Annotated in this window: 15 protein-coding genes and 1 pseudogene; 7 read left to right on the forward strand and 9 right to left on the reverse strand. The window is 72.2% G+C overall.

Annotation, left to right across the window (positions count from 1 at the left end; all coding sequences use genetic code 11):
* Window positions 1–97: 97 nt before the first annotated feature.
* The 3 genes and pseudogenes from M1E25_RS05630 to M1E25_RS05640 all read right to left on the reverse strand — a co-directional run.
* Window positions 98–2,941, reverse strand: a complete 2,844-nt coding sequence (locus tag M1E25_RS05630; protein WP_251410546.1) for an FAD-binding and (Fe-S)-binding domain-containing protein — start codon at window positions 2,939–2,941, stop codon at window positions 98–100.
* A gap of 102 nt (window positions 2,942–3,043) precedes the next feature.
* Window positions 3,044–4,312 carry an APC family permease gene (locus tag M1E25_RS05635; protein WP_251410549.1) on the reverse strand — a complete coding sequence of 423 codons (1,269 nt, stop codon included), beginning with the start codon at window positions 4,310–4,312 and terminating at the stop codon, window positions 3,044–3,046.
* A gap of 129 nt (window positions 4,313–4,441) precedes the next feature.
* A pseudogene (locus tag M1E25_RS05640) lies at window positions 4,442–5,035 on the reverse strand (DUF234 domain-containing protein); the annotation flags it as partial.
* A 136-nt stretch (window positions 5,036–5,171) separates the two neighbouring features.
* Here M1E25_RS05640 and serC point away from each other — a divergent pair.
* The 3 genes from serC (at window position 5,172) to M1E25_RS05655 (ending at window position 7,115) form a co-directional block, all read left to right on the forward strand.
* Window positions 5,172–6,290, forward strand: coding sequence for a phosphoserine transaminase (gene serC / locus M1E25_RS05645; RefSeq protein WP_251410552.1), 1,119 nt, complete (start codon window positions 5,172–5,174; stop codon window positions 6,288–6,290).
* Between the two features lie 192 nt (window positions 6,291–6,482).
* Window positions 6,483–6,782, forward strand: coding sequence for an AbrB/MazE/SpoVT family DNA-binding domain-containing protein (locus M1E25_RS05650; RefSeq protein ID WP_251410555.1), 300 nt, complete (start codon window positions 6,483–6,485; stop codon window positions 6,780–6,782).
* A gap of 18 nt (window positions 6,783–6,800) precedes the next feature.
* A complete protein-coding gene (locus tag M1E25_RS05655; RefSeq protein ID WP_251410558.1) occupies window positions 6,801–7,115 on the forward strand; it encodes a hypothetical protein in 315 nt (104 codons plus the stop codon).
* Window positions 7,116–7,203: 88 nt separating this feature from the next.
* Here the strand turns inward: M1E25_RS05655 and M1E25_RS05660 are convergent, their stop codons facing one another.
* Both M1E25_RS05660 and M1E25_RS05665 read right to left on the reverse strand, forming a co-directional pair.
* Window positions 7,204–7,596: a VOC family protein gene (locus M1E25_RS05660; RefSeq protein ID WP_251410561.1), complete on the reverse strand. Its 393-nt coding sequence runs from the start codon at window positions 7,594–7,596 to the stop codon at window positions 7,204–7,206.
* Window positions 7,597–7,729: 133 nt separating this feature from the next.
* Window positions 7,730–8,728, reverse strand: coding sequence for a TolB-like translocation protein (locus tag M1E25_RS05665; protein WP_251410564.1), 999 nt, complete (start codon window positions 8,726–8,728; stop codon window positions 7,730–7,732).
* A 117-nt stretch (window positions 8,729–8,845) separates the two neighbouring features.
* Between M1E25_RS05665 and M1E25_RS05670 the strand changes: the two genes are divergently transcribed.
* Both M1E25_RS05670 and M1E25_RS05675 read left to right on the forward strand, forming a co-directional pair.
* On the forward strand, window positions 8,846–9,532 hold the full coding sequence (locus M1E25_RS05670; RefSeq protein WP_251410567.1) for a GDSL-type esterase/lipase family protein: 687 nt from the start codon (window positions 8,846–8,848) through the stop codon (window positions 9,530–9,532).
* 135 nt (window positions 9,533–9,667) lie between these two features.
* Window positions 9,668–10,657, forward strand: coding sequence for an aldo/keto reductase (locus M1E25_RS05675; protein ID WP_251410570.1), 990 nt, complete (start codon window positions 9,668–9,670; stop codon window positions 10,655–10,657).
* Window positions 10,658–10,829: 172 nt separating this feature from the next.
* On the opposite strand, the gene thpR is transcribed toward M1E25_RS05675, so the two are convergent.
* From thpR to M1E25_RS05690, 3 genes are read right to left on the reverse strand one after another with little or no spacing between them, the layout of a single operon-like run.
* Window positions 10,830–11,393 carry an RNA 2',3'-cyclic phosphodiesterase gene (gene thpR, locus M1E25_RS05680; RefSeq protein WP_251410573.1) on the reverse strand — a complete coding sequence of 188 codons (564 nt, stop codon included), beginning with the start codon at window positions 11,391–11,393 and terminating at the stop codon, window positions 10,830–10,832.
* Between the two features lie 43 nt (window positions 11,394–11,436).
* The gene (locus M1E25_RS05685; RefSeq protein WP_251410577.1) at window positions 11,437–12,792 is read right to left on the reverse strand and encodes an MFS transporter; all 1,356 of its coding nucleotides are present in this window, start codon (window positions 12,790–12,792) and stop codon (window positions 11,437–11,439) included.
* Window positions 12,793–12,830: 38 nt separating this feature from the next.
* On the reverse strand, window positions 12,831–13,265 hold the full coding sequence (locus tag M1E25_RS05690) for a MarR family winged helix-turn-helix transcriptional regulator (protein WP_251410580.1): 435 nt from the start codon (window positions 13,263–13,265) through the stop codon (window positions 12,831–12,833).
* A 120-nt stretch (window positions 13,266–13,385) separates the two neighbouring features.
* On the opposite strand from M1E25_RS05690, the gene M1E25_RS05695 reads away from it, so the two are divergent.
* Window positions 13,386–13,637 carry a BrnA antitoxin family protein gene (locus tag M1E25_RS05695; RefSeq protein ID WP_251410583.1) on the forward strand — a complete coding sequence of 84 codons (252 nt, stop codon included), beginning with the start codon at window positions 13,386–13,388 and terminating at the stop codon, window positions 13,635–13,637.
* A 130-nt stretch (window positions 13,638–13,767) separates the two neighbouring features.
* On the opposite strand, the gene M1E25_RS05700 is transcribed toward M1E25_RS05695, so the two are convergent.
* On the reverse strand, window positions 13,768–15,237 hold the full coding sequence (locus M1E25_RS05700) for an NCS2 family permease (protein WP_251410586.1): 1,470 nt from the start codon (window positions 15,235–15,237) through the stop codon (window positions 13,768–13,770).
* 246 nt (window positions 15,238–15,483) lie between these two features.
* Between M1E25_RS05700 and M1E25_RS05705 the strand changes: the two genes are divergently transcribed.
* Window positions 15,484–15,750: a DUF2530 domain-containing protein gene (locus tag M1E25_RS05705; RefSeq protein ID WP_251410590.1), complete on the forward strand. Its 267-nt coding sequence runs from the start codon at window positions 15,484–15,486 to the stop codon at window positions 15,748–15,750.
* Window positions 15,751–15,804: the final 54 nt, after the last annotated feature.

The following is a 15,804-nucleotide window of genomic DNA, read 5'->3' on the forward strand; positions in this document are numbered from 1 at the left end:
ATGCTTTGCGTGGTGCAGGACTCCGACCCGAGGGAGCGAACCCCCGAAGCACCTGCAATGGGCCAACGGGCTGTCCCTTCTCCGGGCCGGTCGCGCCTCAGTCCCCGGGCGGCAGCCCGTCCGCCAGCACCTCCGCGAGGTGCCGTCCGGTGCGCCCGGCGAGCTGGTCCAGCTGGGTGCGGCAGGAGAAGCCGTCAGCGAGGATCTGCGCCCCCTCCGGGGCCTCCCGCACGGACGGCAGCAGCTGTTCCTCCGCGCAGGCCACCGAGACCTCGTAATGCCCCTTCTCGAAGCCGAAGTTGCCGGCCAGACCGCAGCAGCCGCGACTCAACTCACCGGTCAGACCGGCCCGTTCCCGCAACTTTCGCTCCGCTGCGTCGCCGAGCACCGCGTGCTGGTGGCAGTGGACCTGGCCGACGACGGGACGGTTCACCTGCGGCGGCTCCCAGTCCGGCGCGTACTCGTCCAGGGCCTGGGCGAACGTCTTCACCGAGGCCGCCAGCCGCGCCGCCCGCGGATCGGACCCGCCCACGAGCTCGGGCACATCACTGAGCAGCGCCGCCGCGCAGCTCGGCTCCAGCCCGACCACCGGCAGGCCCGCGTCCAGTACCGGCTCCATGACGTCCAGCGTGCGCCGCATGACCGCCCGCGCCTTGTCGAGCTGCCCCGTCGAGACGTACGTCAGCCCGCAGCACACCTTCCCCTGCGGCGGCAGCACCACCCTCAGCCCCGCCGCCTCCAGCACCCGTACCGCGGCCCGGGCGACGGACGGGGACAGGTGGTCGGTGAAGGTGTCCGGCCACAGGACGACCGTGCGCGCGGCGTCGTCCCCCTCCCCCGCCCGCGGGCGGTCGCCCCACCACCGGCTGAACGGCTCCGCCGCGATCTCCGGGATCCGGCGCTCGGGAGCGATCCCGGCGAGCCGCTTGGCGATTCCCGACAGCGGGCTGCGTGCCGCGGCATTGAGCGCCGGCACCAGCCGGGAGGCGGCGGCCGCCCGCAACCAGTCCGGCAGTCGCCCCATCGCATAGTGCGCAGCGGGCCGCACCCGGCCCCGGTAGTGCTGGTGCAGGAACTCCGCCTTGTACGTGGCCATGTCCACCCCGACCGGGCAGTCGCTGCGGCAGCCCTTGCAGGACAGGCACAGGTCGAGCGCCTCGTGCACCTCCGGTGACCGCCAGCCGTCGGTGACGACCTCGCCGGCCAGCATCTCGTGCAGCAGCCGCGCCCGGCCCCGCGTCGAGTGCTGCTCCTCGCCGGTGGCCCGGAAGGACGGGCACATCACCCCCGAACCGGCCGATGTGTTGCGGCACTTGGCGACGCCCACGCAGCGGCGCACCGCCGCCGAGAAGTCGCCGTTGTCGTGCGGGTAGCCGAACTCGACGTCCACCGGCTGCTTCGGGAGCACGTCGAAGCGCAGGTTCTCCTCCATCCGGTGCGGCCGGACGAGCATCCCCGGGTTCAGGCCGTTCGACGGGTCCCACAGATCCTTGAACTCCCCGAATGCGGCGACGAGTTCGGGCCCGTACATCCGGGGCAGCAGTTCGGCGCGCGCCTGACCGTCGCCGTGCTCGCCCGACAGCGAACCGCCGTGCGCCACCACGATGTCCGCGAGGTCGGTCCCGAAGTCGCGGAAGCGCTGCTTGCCGGCGTCGGTGAGCAGGTCGAAGTCGATCCGGACGTGGATGCAGCCGTCGCCGAAGTGCCCGTACGGGATGCCGCGCAGCCCGTGCTCGGCCAACAGGGCCCGGAAGTCCCGCAGATAGGCGCCGAGCCTGGGCGGCGGCACCGCGCAGTCCTCCCAGCCGGGCCACGCCTCGCTGCCGTCCGGCATCCGGGTCGCCGTGCCCGAGGCGTCCTCGCGGATGCGCCACAGCTTGCGCTGACCGGCGGGGTCGTCGACGACCAGGTGGTCCGTCGTGCCGGCCGCGGCCGCCCGGCACACTTCGTCGGCGCGAGCCCGCGCCTCCGCGGCCGTGGCGCCCCCGGTCTCGACGAACAGCCAGGCGCCGCCCTTCGGCAGCGCGGCGGCGGAGACCGGCGGCACCAGGTCGGTCGCCATGCCCTCCACGGTCAGCGGCCCGTACGGCAGCAGGGTGTGCGCGGCCTCCGCCGCCGCGCTCTCGTCGGAGTAGCCGAGAATCGCCAGGGCGCGGGCCCGGGGCGAGTCCACCAGCCGGACCGTCGCCTCGGTCAGCACCCCGAGCGTGCCCTCCGAACCGGTGAACGCGCGGGCCCAGTCGGCGCCCTTCTCCGGCAGCAGCTCGTCCAGCGCGTAGCCGGAGATGCGGCGCGGCAGTTCGGGGAATCCGGTCCGCAGCAGCGCCAGGCGGTCCGCAACCAGCGCGTCGGCCCCCGTGCGCAGCCGGTCGGGGAGACCGGTGGTGCGCTCGCCGCGGCCGAGGCGCACCTGCTCGCCGCCGTAGCCGAGGACGTCGAGCTCGTGCACGTTGTCGGCGGTGGTCCCCCAGGCGACCGAGTGGGAGCCGCAGGAGTTGTTGCCGATCATGCCGCCGATCGTGCAGCGGCTGTGCGTGGAGGGATCGGGACCGAACGTCAGCCCGTACGCCTGCGCTTCCCGGCGCAGACCGTCCAGGATCACGCCCGGCTGGACGACGGCGGTGCGCGCCCCGGGGTCGAGGGAGACGATCCGGTTCATGTGCCGGGTGAAGTCGAGGACGACGCCCGCGCCGGTGGCCTGTCCGGCGATCGACGTCCCGGCGCCCCGCGCCACCACGGGCACGCCGCGCTCGCGGCAGACGGCCAGCACCGCGGCGACGTCGTCGGTGTCCCGGGGCGAGACGACCCCGTCGGGAACCCGCCGGTAGTTGGAGGCGTCCATCGTCATCAGCGCCCGGGCGGCCGCGTCGAACGCGACCTCACCCCGCACGGCGTCCCGCAGCGCCTGCTCCAGGCCCTTCACATCGCGCAGTTCAGCCATGGGCCCAGCCTGCCCCGAAACCGCCGCGAGGCCGACCCCGAATCGCGACCGATTTCGATCCCGGCCCGGTCGGCGGCCCCGGTGGCCGCCCTGCGGTCCGCGTCAGCGGCGCGCGGCGACGAGGCGGCGCACCCCGTAGGCGGCAGCGCCGGCCGCCAGCACCGCGCCTCCCGTGACCACGGAGGCGACCGGCAGGGCGAAGGCCAGGACCAGGCAGCCGGCCAGCCCCAGCACCGGGACGATCCGCGGTGGGCGCCCTTCGCCGGCCGTGAGCGTCCAGGCGCTCGCGTTGGCCACGGCGTAGTAGACGAGCACGCCGAACGACGAGAAGCCGATCGCGCCGCGCACGTCCGCCGTCGCAGCCAGCACCGCGACCACGGCGCCGACCGCCGGTTCCGCGTGGTGCGGGACCCCGAACCGGGGGTGGACGGCGGCGAGCACGTGCGGCAGATGGCGGTCGCGGGCCATGGCCAGGGTGGTGCGCGAGACCCCGAGGATCAGCGCCAGCAGCGACCCGAGGGCCGCCACGGCGGCGCCGGCGCGGACGACCGGCACCAGCCAGGACGCCCCGGCGGCACGCACCGCGTCGGCCAGCGGCGCGCTCGCCGCGGCCAGCCCGCCGGGGCCCAGCACGGCGAGAACCGACACGGACACCAGCGCGTACACGGCCAGTGTGATGCCCAGCGCGATCGGGACGGCCCGGGGGATGGTGCGCGCCGGGTCCCTTACTTCCTCGCCGAGGGTGGCGATGCGTGCGTACCCGGCGAAGGCGAAGAACAGCAGGCCCGCGGCCTGGAGGATCCCGCCGGGGGTGACGTCGCCGCCGATGCCGAGCCGCGCGGCGTCAGCCTCGGCGGAGGAGAGCGCCGCGACCACGACGGCCGCCAGCACTGCCAGGACGACGGCCACGATCCACCGGGTCAGCCACGCGGACTTCTGCACCCCGCCGTAGTTCACCGCGGTCAGCGCCACGACGGCGGCGACGGCCACCGCATGGGCCTGGCCCGGCCACACGTAGGAGCCGACGGTGAGGGCCATGGCCGCGCAGGATGCGGTCTTGCCGATCACGAACGCCCAGCCCGCAAGGTACCCCCAGAAGTCGCCGAGCCGCTCACGACCGTAGACGTAGGTGCCGCCCGATGCCGGGTAACGGGCGGCCAGCCGGGCCGAGGACGTCGCGTTGCAGTACGCCACGACGGCCGCGACGGCGAGGCCGAGCAGCAGACCGGTCCCGGCCGCGCGGGCGGCGGGGCCGAGAGCGGCGAAGATCCCGGCGCCGATCATGGCCCCGAGGCCGATGGTCACGGCGTCGGACACCCCGAGCCGCCGGCGCAGCTCGGGGGCGTCGTCTGGGGGTGCCGGCCTGCTCATGGGTCACTCCTGGAAGGTGCGCCCGCGCGCATCTCACGGGTCCGTCGTCTGCCGGGGCGACGATATCCGGGCCGGGTCGGCAGCTTGCGGGCCGGTGCACCGGGAACGCCCGGGCGGGAGCGCGCCCGGCTACTCCCGCCAGGCGCGCAACAGTTCGTCCGGGCCGTAGGCTCCGTCCAGCCCCTCGCAGGCGAACCCACTGCGCGAGACGGCCACCGTCGGCAACGGCTCGTCCGTCAGGGCCGCCCGGTGCTTCAGCAGGGCCGCCATGTCGTGGCGGTCGAAGGCGGAACGCTCGAGCCACGTGATCGAGCCGACGAACAGCAGTCGGCGTGCGACCGGCCCCCGATCCGCCCCGACGATGTCGATCTCCACGTCGTTCGTCCGCGTCCGGTAACCGCCGACTGCTGGAGCGGCCGGCACGGCACCATCGGAGAGAAGACGCGCCAGGGCCTCCCGTACGAGGGGTTCCACCGCCCTGCCCCTCCAGGCGGTCCATCCCTGCCGGATCCGCTCCAGGGTGAGGTCGCCGCGGCCGCGCACGATCTCGGCCATGTGGGGCTGGACGAAGTGCGGCCAGAAGCGCAGATACGGGTCCTCGACCCGGTACCGGCGGTCACTGGACGGCCGGGTGGACAGCGGAAGTTCGGCAGCGAACAGGCGCTTGTCGACGAGCAGGGAGAGTGCTCTCGGCAGTGGCGTGGCACCGATTCCGCCGGTGGCCTAGTTCATTTCCGTAACCACCCGAACGCGCGTCGGAACCGCTTCGGGCCGACCCCCATCGCACCTCGTCCGCCGCCGCATCTCACCGGCTGGACGGCACTCCGACGGGCGGGCGCCGCTCGCTTAGGGTGTTTGCGTGGCTGAGATCCAGATTCCCGCTGACATCAAGCCCGCCGACGGCCGGTTCGGCTCGGGCCCGTCCAAGGTACGCACGGAGGCGCTGGACGCCCTTGCGGCCACCGGCACCTCCCTCCTCGGCACCTCCCACCGGCAGGCCCCGGTACGAAACCTGGTCGGCCGGGTCCGCGACGGCATCAGCGACCTTTTCTCGCTGCCCGACGGCTACGAGGTGATCCTCGGCAACGGCGGCACCACCGCCTTCTGGGACATCGCGACCCACGGCCTGATCGAGCGCAAGTCGCAGCACCTGTCGTTCGGTGAGTTCTCCTCCAAGTTCGCCAAGGCCGCGAAGCTCGCCCCCTGGCTGGACGAGCCCTCCGTGATCTCCTCCGACCCGGGCACCCACCCGCAGGCGCGGGCCGAGGCCGGCGTGGACGTCTACGGCCTGACCCACAACGAGACCTCGACCGGTGTCGCCGCACCGCTGAAGCGGGTCGCGGGCGCCGACGAGGGATCGCTCGTCCTGGTGGACGCCACCTCCGGCGCCGGCGGCCTGCCCGTCGACATCACCGAGACCGACGTCTACTACTTCGCGCCGCAGAAGTCCTTCGCCGCCGACGGCGGCCTGTGGCTGGCCGCGTTCTCGCCCGCCGCACTGGAGCGCGCGGCCCGCGTCCACGCCTCCGGCCGGCACGTCCCCGAGTTCTTCTCGCTGCCGACCGCGATCGACAACTCGCGGAAGAACCAGACCTACAACACCCCGGCGCTGACCACGCTGTTCCTGCTCGCCGACCAGCTCGACTGGATCAACGGACAGGGCGGACTGGACTGGGCCGTCGCCCGTACCACGGACTCCTCGTCCCGGCTGTACGGGTGGGCGGAGAAGGCGTCCTACGCCACCCCGTTCGTCACCGACCCGGCCCAGCGCTCCCAGGTCGTCGGCACCATCGACTTCAACGACGACGTGGACGCCGCCGCCGTCGCCAAGGTGCTCCGCTCCAACGGCATCGTCGACACCGACCCGTACCGCAAGCTCGGCCGCAACCAGCTGCGCATCGCGATGTTCCCGGCCGTCGAGCCGGCGGACGTCGAGGCGCTCACGGCCTGCATCGACCACGTGATCGACAAGCTGTAGCACCCGGCAGAATTCAGGCCCCCACGGGAGACGGGCCCCGGCGACCTGTCGCCGGGGCCCGCCCCCGTCCCGGGCGTCGACAACCCCGTCCTTCCTCTTCCGCCGCACCTCTGCCCTCGGAAAATTGGAAAGTGAGAAAACGAGAATGTGGTGGTAGCTTGGCAGCACCGACTGAACTCCCGAGGAGGCACCATGGCAAGCGCCACCATCTCCGTGCGGGTCCGGAACAAGGCCCAGGTGACCCTGCCTCCTGCAGTCCGCGAAGCGCTCGGAGTGCGCGAGGGCGACCAGCTCGAATTCGAGATCAACGAGGACGGCAGCGTCGAGGTCCACGGGACTCGCACGATCCGCACCGACCAGGCGTACTTCTGGACGGACGCCTGGCAAGCGGGCGAGCGTGAGTCGGACGCTGACATCGCCGCCGGCAGGACCACCGCACATGAGGACGAGGACGCCTTCCTGGCTCACCTCTCCGACATGAAGAACGACTGAGGAATCGCCGGGGGACTCGTGCCGACGTTCGACACCACTCCTGCCTTCAACCGCGCCTTCAAGAAGCTGCCCCGGCAGCAGCAGGAACGGTTCGAGAGCGTCATCAGGGAGCGCTTCTTTCCCGACCTGAAGGCAGGTCAGTTCCGACCGGGATTGCGCGTCAAGCCCGTTCAAGGCGCGAAGGCCGAAGACGGCAGCTCCATCTTCGAGATGACGTGGGCGCCCGATGGCCGGGCAACCTGGCAGTACGGCAAGGAGCGCAAGCCCGGACATCCCCACGTCTTCTGGCGCAACATCGGTACTCACAAGGCCATCGACCCCGGCCCACCTTGATCTGTCAGCGACCTGGCGTCGTGGTCGGAATACGTCCTGTGTGACTGGCCATCCGCCTCGCCACATCGTCCTGCGCCCCCGAGCGAGCTCACCGCTCCGCCGGCTCGATCAGGTCCCAGCGGTTGCCGTACAGGTCCCGGAAGACCGCGACCGTGCCGTACGGCTCACGCCGAGGAGCCTCTTCGAACACGACCCCCGCCTCCCGCATCCGCGCGTGGTCGCGGTCGAACGCGTCGGTGTACAGGAACCAGCCGACCCGGCCCCCGGTCTGGTCACCGACCCGGGCCACCTGCTCGCCGGGCACGGCCCGGGCCAGCAGCACCGCCGTCCCGCGCGCTGCCGGAGGAGCGACCACGACCCAGCGTTTGCCGTCGGAGAGGGGAGTGTCCTCGACCAGCTCGAAACCGGCGGCGCCGACGTAGAAGGCAATGGCCTCGTCGTAGTCCCGCACGACGACCGTCACGAGTCCGAGGTGAGGCATCCGGCGATCGTGCCGTGCGGCGGCCGGGGTTGCCACCCCGGGCCGGTAGTGCGGGCCGGAGGTGCCGCCCCGGGCCCGTACCTCCGCGCGCCCCGCTCGGCCCCGCCACGGGCGTCCGGAGAGGCGTCGCCGCTCAGCCGCGCCCGCGGCGGAACATCCGGCGGACCGCCATCGCCAGGACCGCGAGCCCCGCCAGGGTCGCCGCACCCGCCAGGGCGTCACCGCCCTCCTGCGACCCGCCGCGATCCCTGTCCTCGGCATGCCGCGCCCGCTCCTCGCGCGCCTTGTCCTCCCGGGCCACGGATTCCGGGCGCAGCTTCCCGCTCAGCGACACCCGCGTCACCACGCTGCCAGCGCCCTCCGTGCCGTACATCAGCGCCCGTCCGTCGGACGTGAACGTCACCGATTCGCCCTGCCGCTGCATCGGCAGGGCGGGCTCGCCCAACTTCGTGATCCGGCCGTCCCGCCAGCGGTACATGCGTGCCTCGAAGTAGCCGCGCACCACGAGCCGGGAGCCGTCGGGCGAGAACGCGGCGTCCGTCGCCCAGAGGCCGACGTCCGCCTTCCGCAGGAAGGTGTTGCCGCCGTTCGGCACGAGCTCCGCCGGGCCCTCGTACAGCCCGCCGCCGTCCTGATGCTTGCTCACGATGTAGACCCGGCCCGTCCGTGGATGGACCATCAGCGACTCCGCGTCGCGGGGCCCGCCGTCGTACCGCACCGTGTGGCGCACCGGCGTGACCGTGGTGTCCTTCAGCTCCGCCGGCTCGCGGAACCGGTAGATCCACACCTCGGGCCAGGTGCCGCCGAGGTTGTCGCCGATGTCGCCCACATACACCTGGCCGCCGGGGCCGACCGAGATCGCCTCGACGTCGCGCGGGTCGACGCCGCGCAGGGTGACCGTCGCCACCGTGCGCCCGCTCCGGCCGTCCACGGCATAGACGTACGGACCGTCGTCGCTGTCGTTGTGCGTCCAGTAGATCCCGGGGTGGGCGCGGCTGGCGGCGAGGCCGCTGGACTCGGTGATCCGCCGGTCCTCGATGGTGAAGGACGGGCCGTCGGCGGCCGCCGCGGTACCGGCGGCGGGCAGTACGGCGCACAGCAGCGCAACCGACAGGCAGAGATACGAACGCATGACCACAGCCTGCCATCAGCGCGGACCGGCGGGAGGCCCGTCACGACAGCCGGGGCCCGTCCGGAATACTGCGTGGTCCGGGAATCCCCCACCACGCCCGGGGCCGGAGGAACACGCGTGAGGATCACCTTCGTCGGCGACTCGATGACCATCGGCAGCGCCGGCGACTTCACCTGGCGCTACCGCATGTGGCAGCACCTCAACCGCACCTTCGGCGGCCCGTACCGCATCGTCGGCCCGCGCCACCGGCTGCACGACCCGGCCGCCGACGCACCGGAGTCCGACGCCTACGCCGACCCCGCCTTCCCCGAACGGGCCCGCCGCCACCTCGCCGGCTGGGGCGAGGGCTGGCTCCAGATGGCGCCCCTCATCCGCGAGACCGTGCGCGAGTACCGCCCCGACCTGCTGCTCGTCTCCCTCGGCCTGATCGACCTCGGCTTCTACACGCAGGCCGGGCCCACCGCCGCCAATGTCCGGACGTTCGTCGCGGAAGCGCGCGAGGCCGATCCCGGCATACGGATGGTGCTGCTGCCCGTCATACCGAACATCCGCGCCCTGACCGACCCGTTCTTCGCCGTTGAGTGCGAGCACTTCAACGAACTCCTCGGCAAGGCAGTCGCCGACCTCGACACCACCGCATCGCCACTGCTCCTCGCCTCGCACCCGGCGGACTACGACATCCACGGCGACACCTACGACGGCACCCATCCCAACCGCTCCGGCGAACACCGCATCGCCGCCGCCTTCGCCGAGGCGATGCACCAGGCCTGGGACCTCGGCGGCCCGTACCTGCCGGCCTCCTGAACCGCCACCGGAAGGCCCCGGCCCCCGATTCACGCTGCTCGACGGCCGGTCCGCGCGCCCGGGGCACCCGGCCGGTTCCCGGCGGACCGTGCGGCGCCCTTGCTCCGGGCACCTCCGAGGGCGTTGGCTGAACCCATGGAGTACACGCAGCTCGGACGCACCGGACTCAAGGTCAGCCGTCTCGTCCTCGGCACCATGAACTTCGGTCCCCAGACGAACGAGACCGACAGCCACGCGATCATGGACGCCGCCCTCGACGCCGGCCTCAATTTCTTCGACACCGCCAACGTCTACGGCTGGGGCGAGAACAAGGGCCGCACCGAGGAGATCCTCGGCAGCTGGTTCGCCCGGGGAGGCGGCCGCCGCGACAAGGTCGTCCTCGCCACCAAGGTCTACGGCAACATGGGCTCGGACGGGCCCGTCTGGCCCAACGACGACAAGCTGTCCGCCGTCAACATCCGGCGGGCCGTCGACGCCAGCCTCAAGCGGCTCGGCACCGACCACATCGACCTCTACCAGTTCCACCACGTCGACCGCGCCACCCCGTGGGACGAGATCTGGCAGGCCATGGACGTCCTCGTCCAGCAGGGCAAGATCCTCTACGTCGGCTCCAGCAACTTCGCCGGCTGGAACATCGCCCAGGCCAACGAGGCGGCCCGGCGGCGCTCCTCACTCGGCCTCGTCAGCGAGCAGTGCCTGTTCAACCTCGCCGAGCGCCGCGCCGAGATGGAGGTGATCCCGGCCGCCCAGGAATACGGGCTCGGCGTCATCGCCTGGTCGCCACTGCACGGCGGGCTGCTCGGCGGCGTCCTCAAGAAGGAGGCCACGCAGGGGCGCCGGGCGAGCGGCCGCGCTGCCGACGCGCTCAAGGACGCCAAGACGCGCGAGCAGATCCAGGCGTACGAGGACCTGCTGGACAAGCACGGTCTGAAGCCCGGAGAGGTCGCCCTGGCCTGGCTGCTCACCCGGCCGGGAGTGACCGGGCCGATCGTCGGGCCGCGCACGGTGGAGCAGTTGTCCTCGGCCCTGCGGGCCGTCGAGCTGGAGCTCCCGGACGAGGTGCTGACGGGGCTGGACGAGATCTTCCCCGGCCCCGGCCCCTCACCGGAGGCCTTCGCCTGGTGACCCGTGCGGTGCTGCGGTCGGTGGTCAGCCGCCGACTGCTGCTGCCACGGCGACCACGATGAGCATGAGCACGAGGGCGGTGCTCACGATGCGGGTTCTGGTAGTCGGATTCACCCTTCGAGGTTAACCGGGGCGGGCGCCCGTTCCGCCCCGGGGCCCGAGGGTCCGGGTATCAGCGGCCCAGGGGCCAGGCGCCGATCGTCTCGTAGCGGGGCTGCTCCCCGGGCACCCCGCCGGCGGGCGGGTGGCTGCGCACCAGGCACAGCCGCTCCACGCTCCACCAGGTGCCGGCGAAGTCCGCCAGTTCCTCGACGAAGGGCGCGAGGCCCAGGTGCGTCCGGTTGCGGGCGACCGTGAGATGGGGCGCGTACGGGCGGTGCTCGTCCATCGGGATGCCCTCCCGGCGAGCGGCCGCGGCGGCCGAGCGGGCGAGGCCGCGCATGGCCTCCCGGTCTCCCTCGGCGCCGACCCACACCACGGCCCGGGCGAAACGCCCGCCGCCGGCCAGCCGCAGGTCGAACGGGCGGTGCCGGCGGGCCACACGCTCGAGCCGGGTGTTCAGCGCGGGGACCAGGTCGTCGCCGACCTCGCCGTAGAAGGCGAGCGTGAAGTGCCAGCCCGGGTGGCCGGTCCAGCGCAGCCGGTCCGCCCCGGGCAGTGACCGCAGCCGGGCGACGGCACCGGCCAGCTCGGCCAGGGCGGCCTGCGGCGGGAGCACGGCGGCGAACAGTCTCATGCGTCCAGTCTCCCGCCCGGCGCCGGGTAGGGGCGGGGCGTGCTCACGCCGCGGGCGCCATGCCGTCCTCCGGTATCCGGGGGACGATCGTCACGTGCCGCCTGCCGCGCCGCAGATCGACCTTGACCCGCAGGCCGCCGGCCCGGAACAGGATGATCCCGATCACGGCGGACGCGGCGGCGGCGACGATTCCGCAGGCCATGAAGCCGACCCGGGGGCCGTACATGTCGGTGACCCAGCCGACCAGCGGGGCGCCCAGCGGCGTGCCGCCGACGAACACCATCATGAACAGGCTCATCACCCGGCCCCGCATGGCCGGTGCCGTGGCCAGCTGGATGCCCGAGTTGGCCGTGACGTTGATCGTGAGACCGAACATGCCGATGGGCACCAGCAGTGCGGCGAAGAGCCAGAACTGCGGGGCGAGAGCCGCGGTGATCTCCAGCAGGCCGAAGGTGACCGCCGCGCCGATCAGCAGCCGCAGCCGGGATGTCCCGCGCCGGGCCGCCAGCAGGGCGCCGGCCAGCGAACCGCCCGCCATCAGCGTGTTGAGCATGCCGTACGTGCCGGCGCCGGCGTGGAAGACCTCGTCGACGAAGGCGGTCAGCCAGATCGGGAAGTTGAAGCCGAAGGTGCCGATGAAGCCGACCAGGACGATGGGCCACAGCAGTTCGGGGCGGCCCGCCACGTAGCGCAGTCCCTCCCGCAGCTGGCCCTTGCCGCGCGGGGCCCGCTCGACCGCGTGCAGCTCGGTCGTGCGCATCATGAGGAGGCCGGCGATGGGGGCGAGGAACGACAGCCCGTTGAGCAGGAAGGCCCAGCCGCTGCCCACCGCGGTGATCAGGACGCCCGCGACGGCCGGACCGACGAGCCGGGCGGACTGGAAGTTGGCCGAGTTGAGGCTGACGGCGTTGCGCAGGTCGCGGGGTCCGACCATCTCGGAGACGAACGCCTGGCGGGCCGGGTTGTCGACGACGGTCGCGAGGCCGAGCAGCAGGGCGGTGAGATAGACGTGCCACACCTGGACGTGGCCGGTGAGGGTGAGGACGGCGAGGGCGAGGCCGGTCAGCCCCATCGCCGACTGGGTGATGAGCAGCAGTTCACGCTTGGCGAAGCGGTCGGCGATGACGCCGCCGTAGAGGCCGAGCAGCAGCATCGGCAGGAACTGCAGGGCGGTGGTGATGCCGACCGCCGCGGAGGAGCCGGTGAGGCTGAGCACCAGCCAGTCCTGGGCGATGCGCTGCATCCAGGTGCCGGTGTTGGACACCACCTGACCGGTGGCGAAGAGCCGGTAGTTGCGGACCTTCAGCGAGCTGAACATCCCCCGCCGCGACTCAGCGGGTGTCGTGCTCTCGTCGGAGTTCGGTGCGGGTGCGGAAGCTGCTCCGGGTCCCGTACTCAAAGTGGGTTCGCCTCCTCGTCACGGCATGCGGGTTTGTGTCAGAGGTGCGCCAGCTTCTCCAGCACGGGCGCGGCGGCGCGCAGGGCCGCGCGCTCCTCGTCGTCCAGGCCTTCGACCAGTGCGGCGAGCCAGGCGTTGCGCCGGCGCCGGCTCTCCTCGAGCATGCTCTCGGCCTGTTCGGTCGGGGTGACCACCTTCTGGCGGCGGTCCTCGGGGTGGGGCTCCATCCGGACCAGTCCCTTGGCCTCCAGCAGCGCCACGATGCGGGTCATCGACGGCGGCTGGACGTGTTCCCGGCGGGCCAGCTCACCCGGGGTCGCGGAACCGCACCGGGCGAGGGTGTCGAGGACCGACATCTCGGTGGGGCTGAGCGACTCGTCGACCCGCTGGTGCTTCAGCCGACGCGCGAGGCGCATGACCGAGGACCGAAGGGCGTTCACTGCGGCGGGGTCGCCGTAGGAGTGTTCCGGCATGTTCCTTAGCGTAGGTCATTACCCTGTCTAAAGACCAGCTGGAGCAATTGCTCACTCGTACGAGTGAGTGAGGGCCGGAAAGTGACGTCGATCGGGCTCGGCACCCGGGACCGTTCTCGCATGGGATCGGAAGTGCTCAGCCTGCGGCTGGACGGTGAGCTTCTCGACCGAATCCGGCAACACGCGGCAAGACGCGGAATGACTGTCCAGGACTACGTGGTGCGGCTGCTGGTGCGCGACGATTTCGACGAACGCTTCCAGGCGTCCGTCGACGCAACCGCCGAGCTCGGGACGTGGGGCCTGCCCCAGGCGGCGGCTCCCGCCGGTGACGGCGCACGGCTGCCGCAGGCCGCCGCCCCGCCGGGCTGGTGAGCCGGGCGGCACGAGGCGAACCGAACGCGACGGGCCGGCGGGCGCCCTCGACCCGGGAACGACGCCGACCCCACCGGCCCGGGGTCCGGTGGGGTCGTACGAACGTCTGCGCGACGGCCGCCGCCGCGTGCTACTTCACGCCGACGAGCTGCTCGATCGGGCCGAGCAGGAAGTAGATCAGGAAGCATCCGCCGACGACGTTCAGCAGCCACGGCAGCGAGCGCGCCCGGCCGGTTGCCACACGCAGCAGGACGAAGGCCAGCACGCCGAGGCCGATCCCGTTGGTGATGCTGTACGTGAACGGCATCGCGATCATGGTGAGGAACGCGGGGGCGGCGACCGTGAAGTCGTCCCAGTCGATCCCGCGGATGTTCGACGCCATGATCAGGAAGCCCACGACGACCAGGGCCGGTGTCGCCGCCTGGGACGGCACGACCAGCGCCAGCGGGGTGAAGACCAGCGCCAGCAGGAAGAGTCCGCCGGTCACCAGGTTCGCCAGGCCCGTCCGGGCGCCCTCGCCGACGCCCGCGGTGGACTCCACGAAGCAGGTGGTGGCCGAGGCCGAGCCGAATCCACCCGCCGCGACGGCCGCGCCGTCCACCATCAGGACCTTGCCCATGCCGGGCATCCGGCCCTCCTGGTCGACCAGTTCCGCCTCCTCGCCGACGCCGATGATCGTGCCCATCGCGTCGAAGAAGCCGGACAGCAGCACGGTGAACACGAACAGGCAGCCGGTCAGCAGACCCACCTGCTGGAAGCCGCCGAACAGGCTGACGTCACCGATCAGACCGAAGTCGGGGGTGCCGACCACGGTGTCCGGCAGCTTCGGGACCGTCAGGCCCCACGCCTGGTCCGGGACGGAGGCGATCGCGTTGACGACGATCGCGAGGACCGTCATGGCGACGATGCTGATCAGGATCGCGCCCTTGGTCTTGCGGATGACCAGGACGAAGGTCAGTGCGAGGCCGAGGACGAAGACGAGGACCGGCCAGCCCTCGAGCCGCCCGCCGACGCCGAGCCCGAGCGGGACGGTGGTGTGCGCGGCGTCGGGATTTCGGGTGACGAACCCGGCGTCCACCAGACCGATGAGCGCGATGAACAGGCCGATGCCGATGGCGATGGCCCGCCGCAGGCCGGTGGGGATCGCGTCGAGCACGCGCTGGCGCAGGCCCGAGGCGACCAGGATCATCAGCACCAGACCGGCGAGCACCACCATGCCCATGGCGTCCGGCCAGCTCATCTGGGGGGCGAGCTGGAGCGAGACCACGGCGTTGATGCCGAGGCCGGCGGCGAGGGCGATCGGCACGTTGCCGATCACACCCATGAGGACGGTCGACAGGCCGGCCATCAGCGCGGTGGCGGTCACCAGCTGCGCGGTGTCCAGCTGGTGACCGAACTTGTCCTGTCCGGCACCCAGGATGATCGGGTTGAGGACCACGATGTAGGCCATCGCGAAGAAGGTGGCGAAGCCGCCGCGGATCTCGCGCGGGACGCTCGATCCCCGCTCCGTGATCCTGAAGAAACGATCCAGCGGCCCGTGCGGCGGACCGGACGGGGACTTCTGCTCAATGCCGGCCGAGACGGGGGCCGAGGAGGGCATGGGGAACCTCAGGTGGTGCGGGCCTTGCGGCGGGGTGGAGGACGACCGCTGACGCGGTCGTAGCCGTTCACATTTGATCCGATTTGGAGGTTTCAACGAAAGCTTCCAGTCAGACAGAGACCGACCCAGTATGAATATCCAGGTCAAAGATCACCAGCTCCGCGCGTAGACCCAACGGAACACTGGCCTTCGGAGAGACGCCGAGGCCGCAACGGAGCCCCCGGGAGACCCCCGTAAGCTGTCGCCATGACGAAGTGGACCCCGCGGCACGAGGCACCGGCTCCCCTCGAGGGGAACGTCGTCGCCACCATCACCGGCGGCACCGTGCTGTGGTTCGTCCTCTTCCTCGTCCAGCTCCCGTTCTACGGCTGGTTCGACGCCCACGGACACCTGTGGTGGCTGTGGACCTGCCTGGCCGGGGCAGGACTCGGCTGCATCGGAATCTGGTACGTCCGCCGGCGTGACGCCGCCCTGCGCCGCGAGGCGGCCGCCGCGGGCGGGACCCGTTCCTGACCTGCCCGGAGCGGCCCGCCGCCGAGGCAGCCGGCTCGCGGTAGCTGTCCAGTA

Origin of the sequence: Streptomyces meridianus (assembly GCF_023703325.1) — a bacterium.
Taxonomy (GTDB): domain Bacteria; phylum Actinomycetota; class Actinomycetes; order Streptomycetales; family Streptomycetaceae; genus Streptomyces; species Streptomyces meridianus.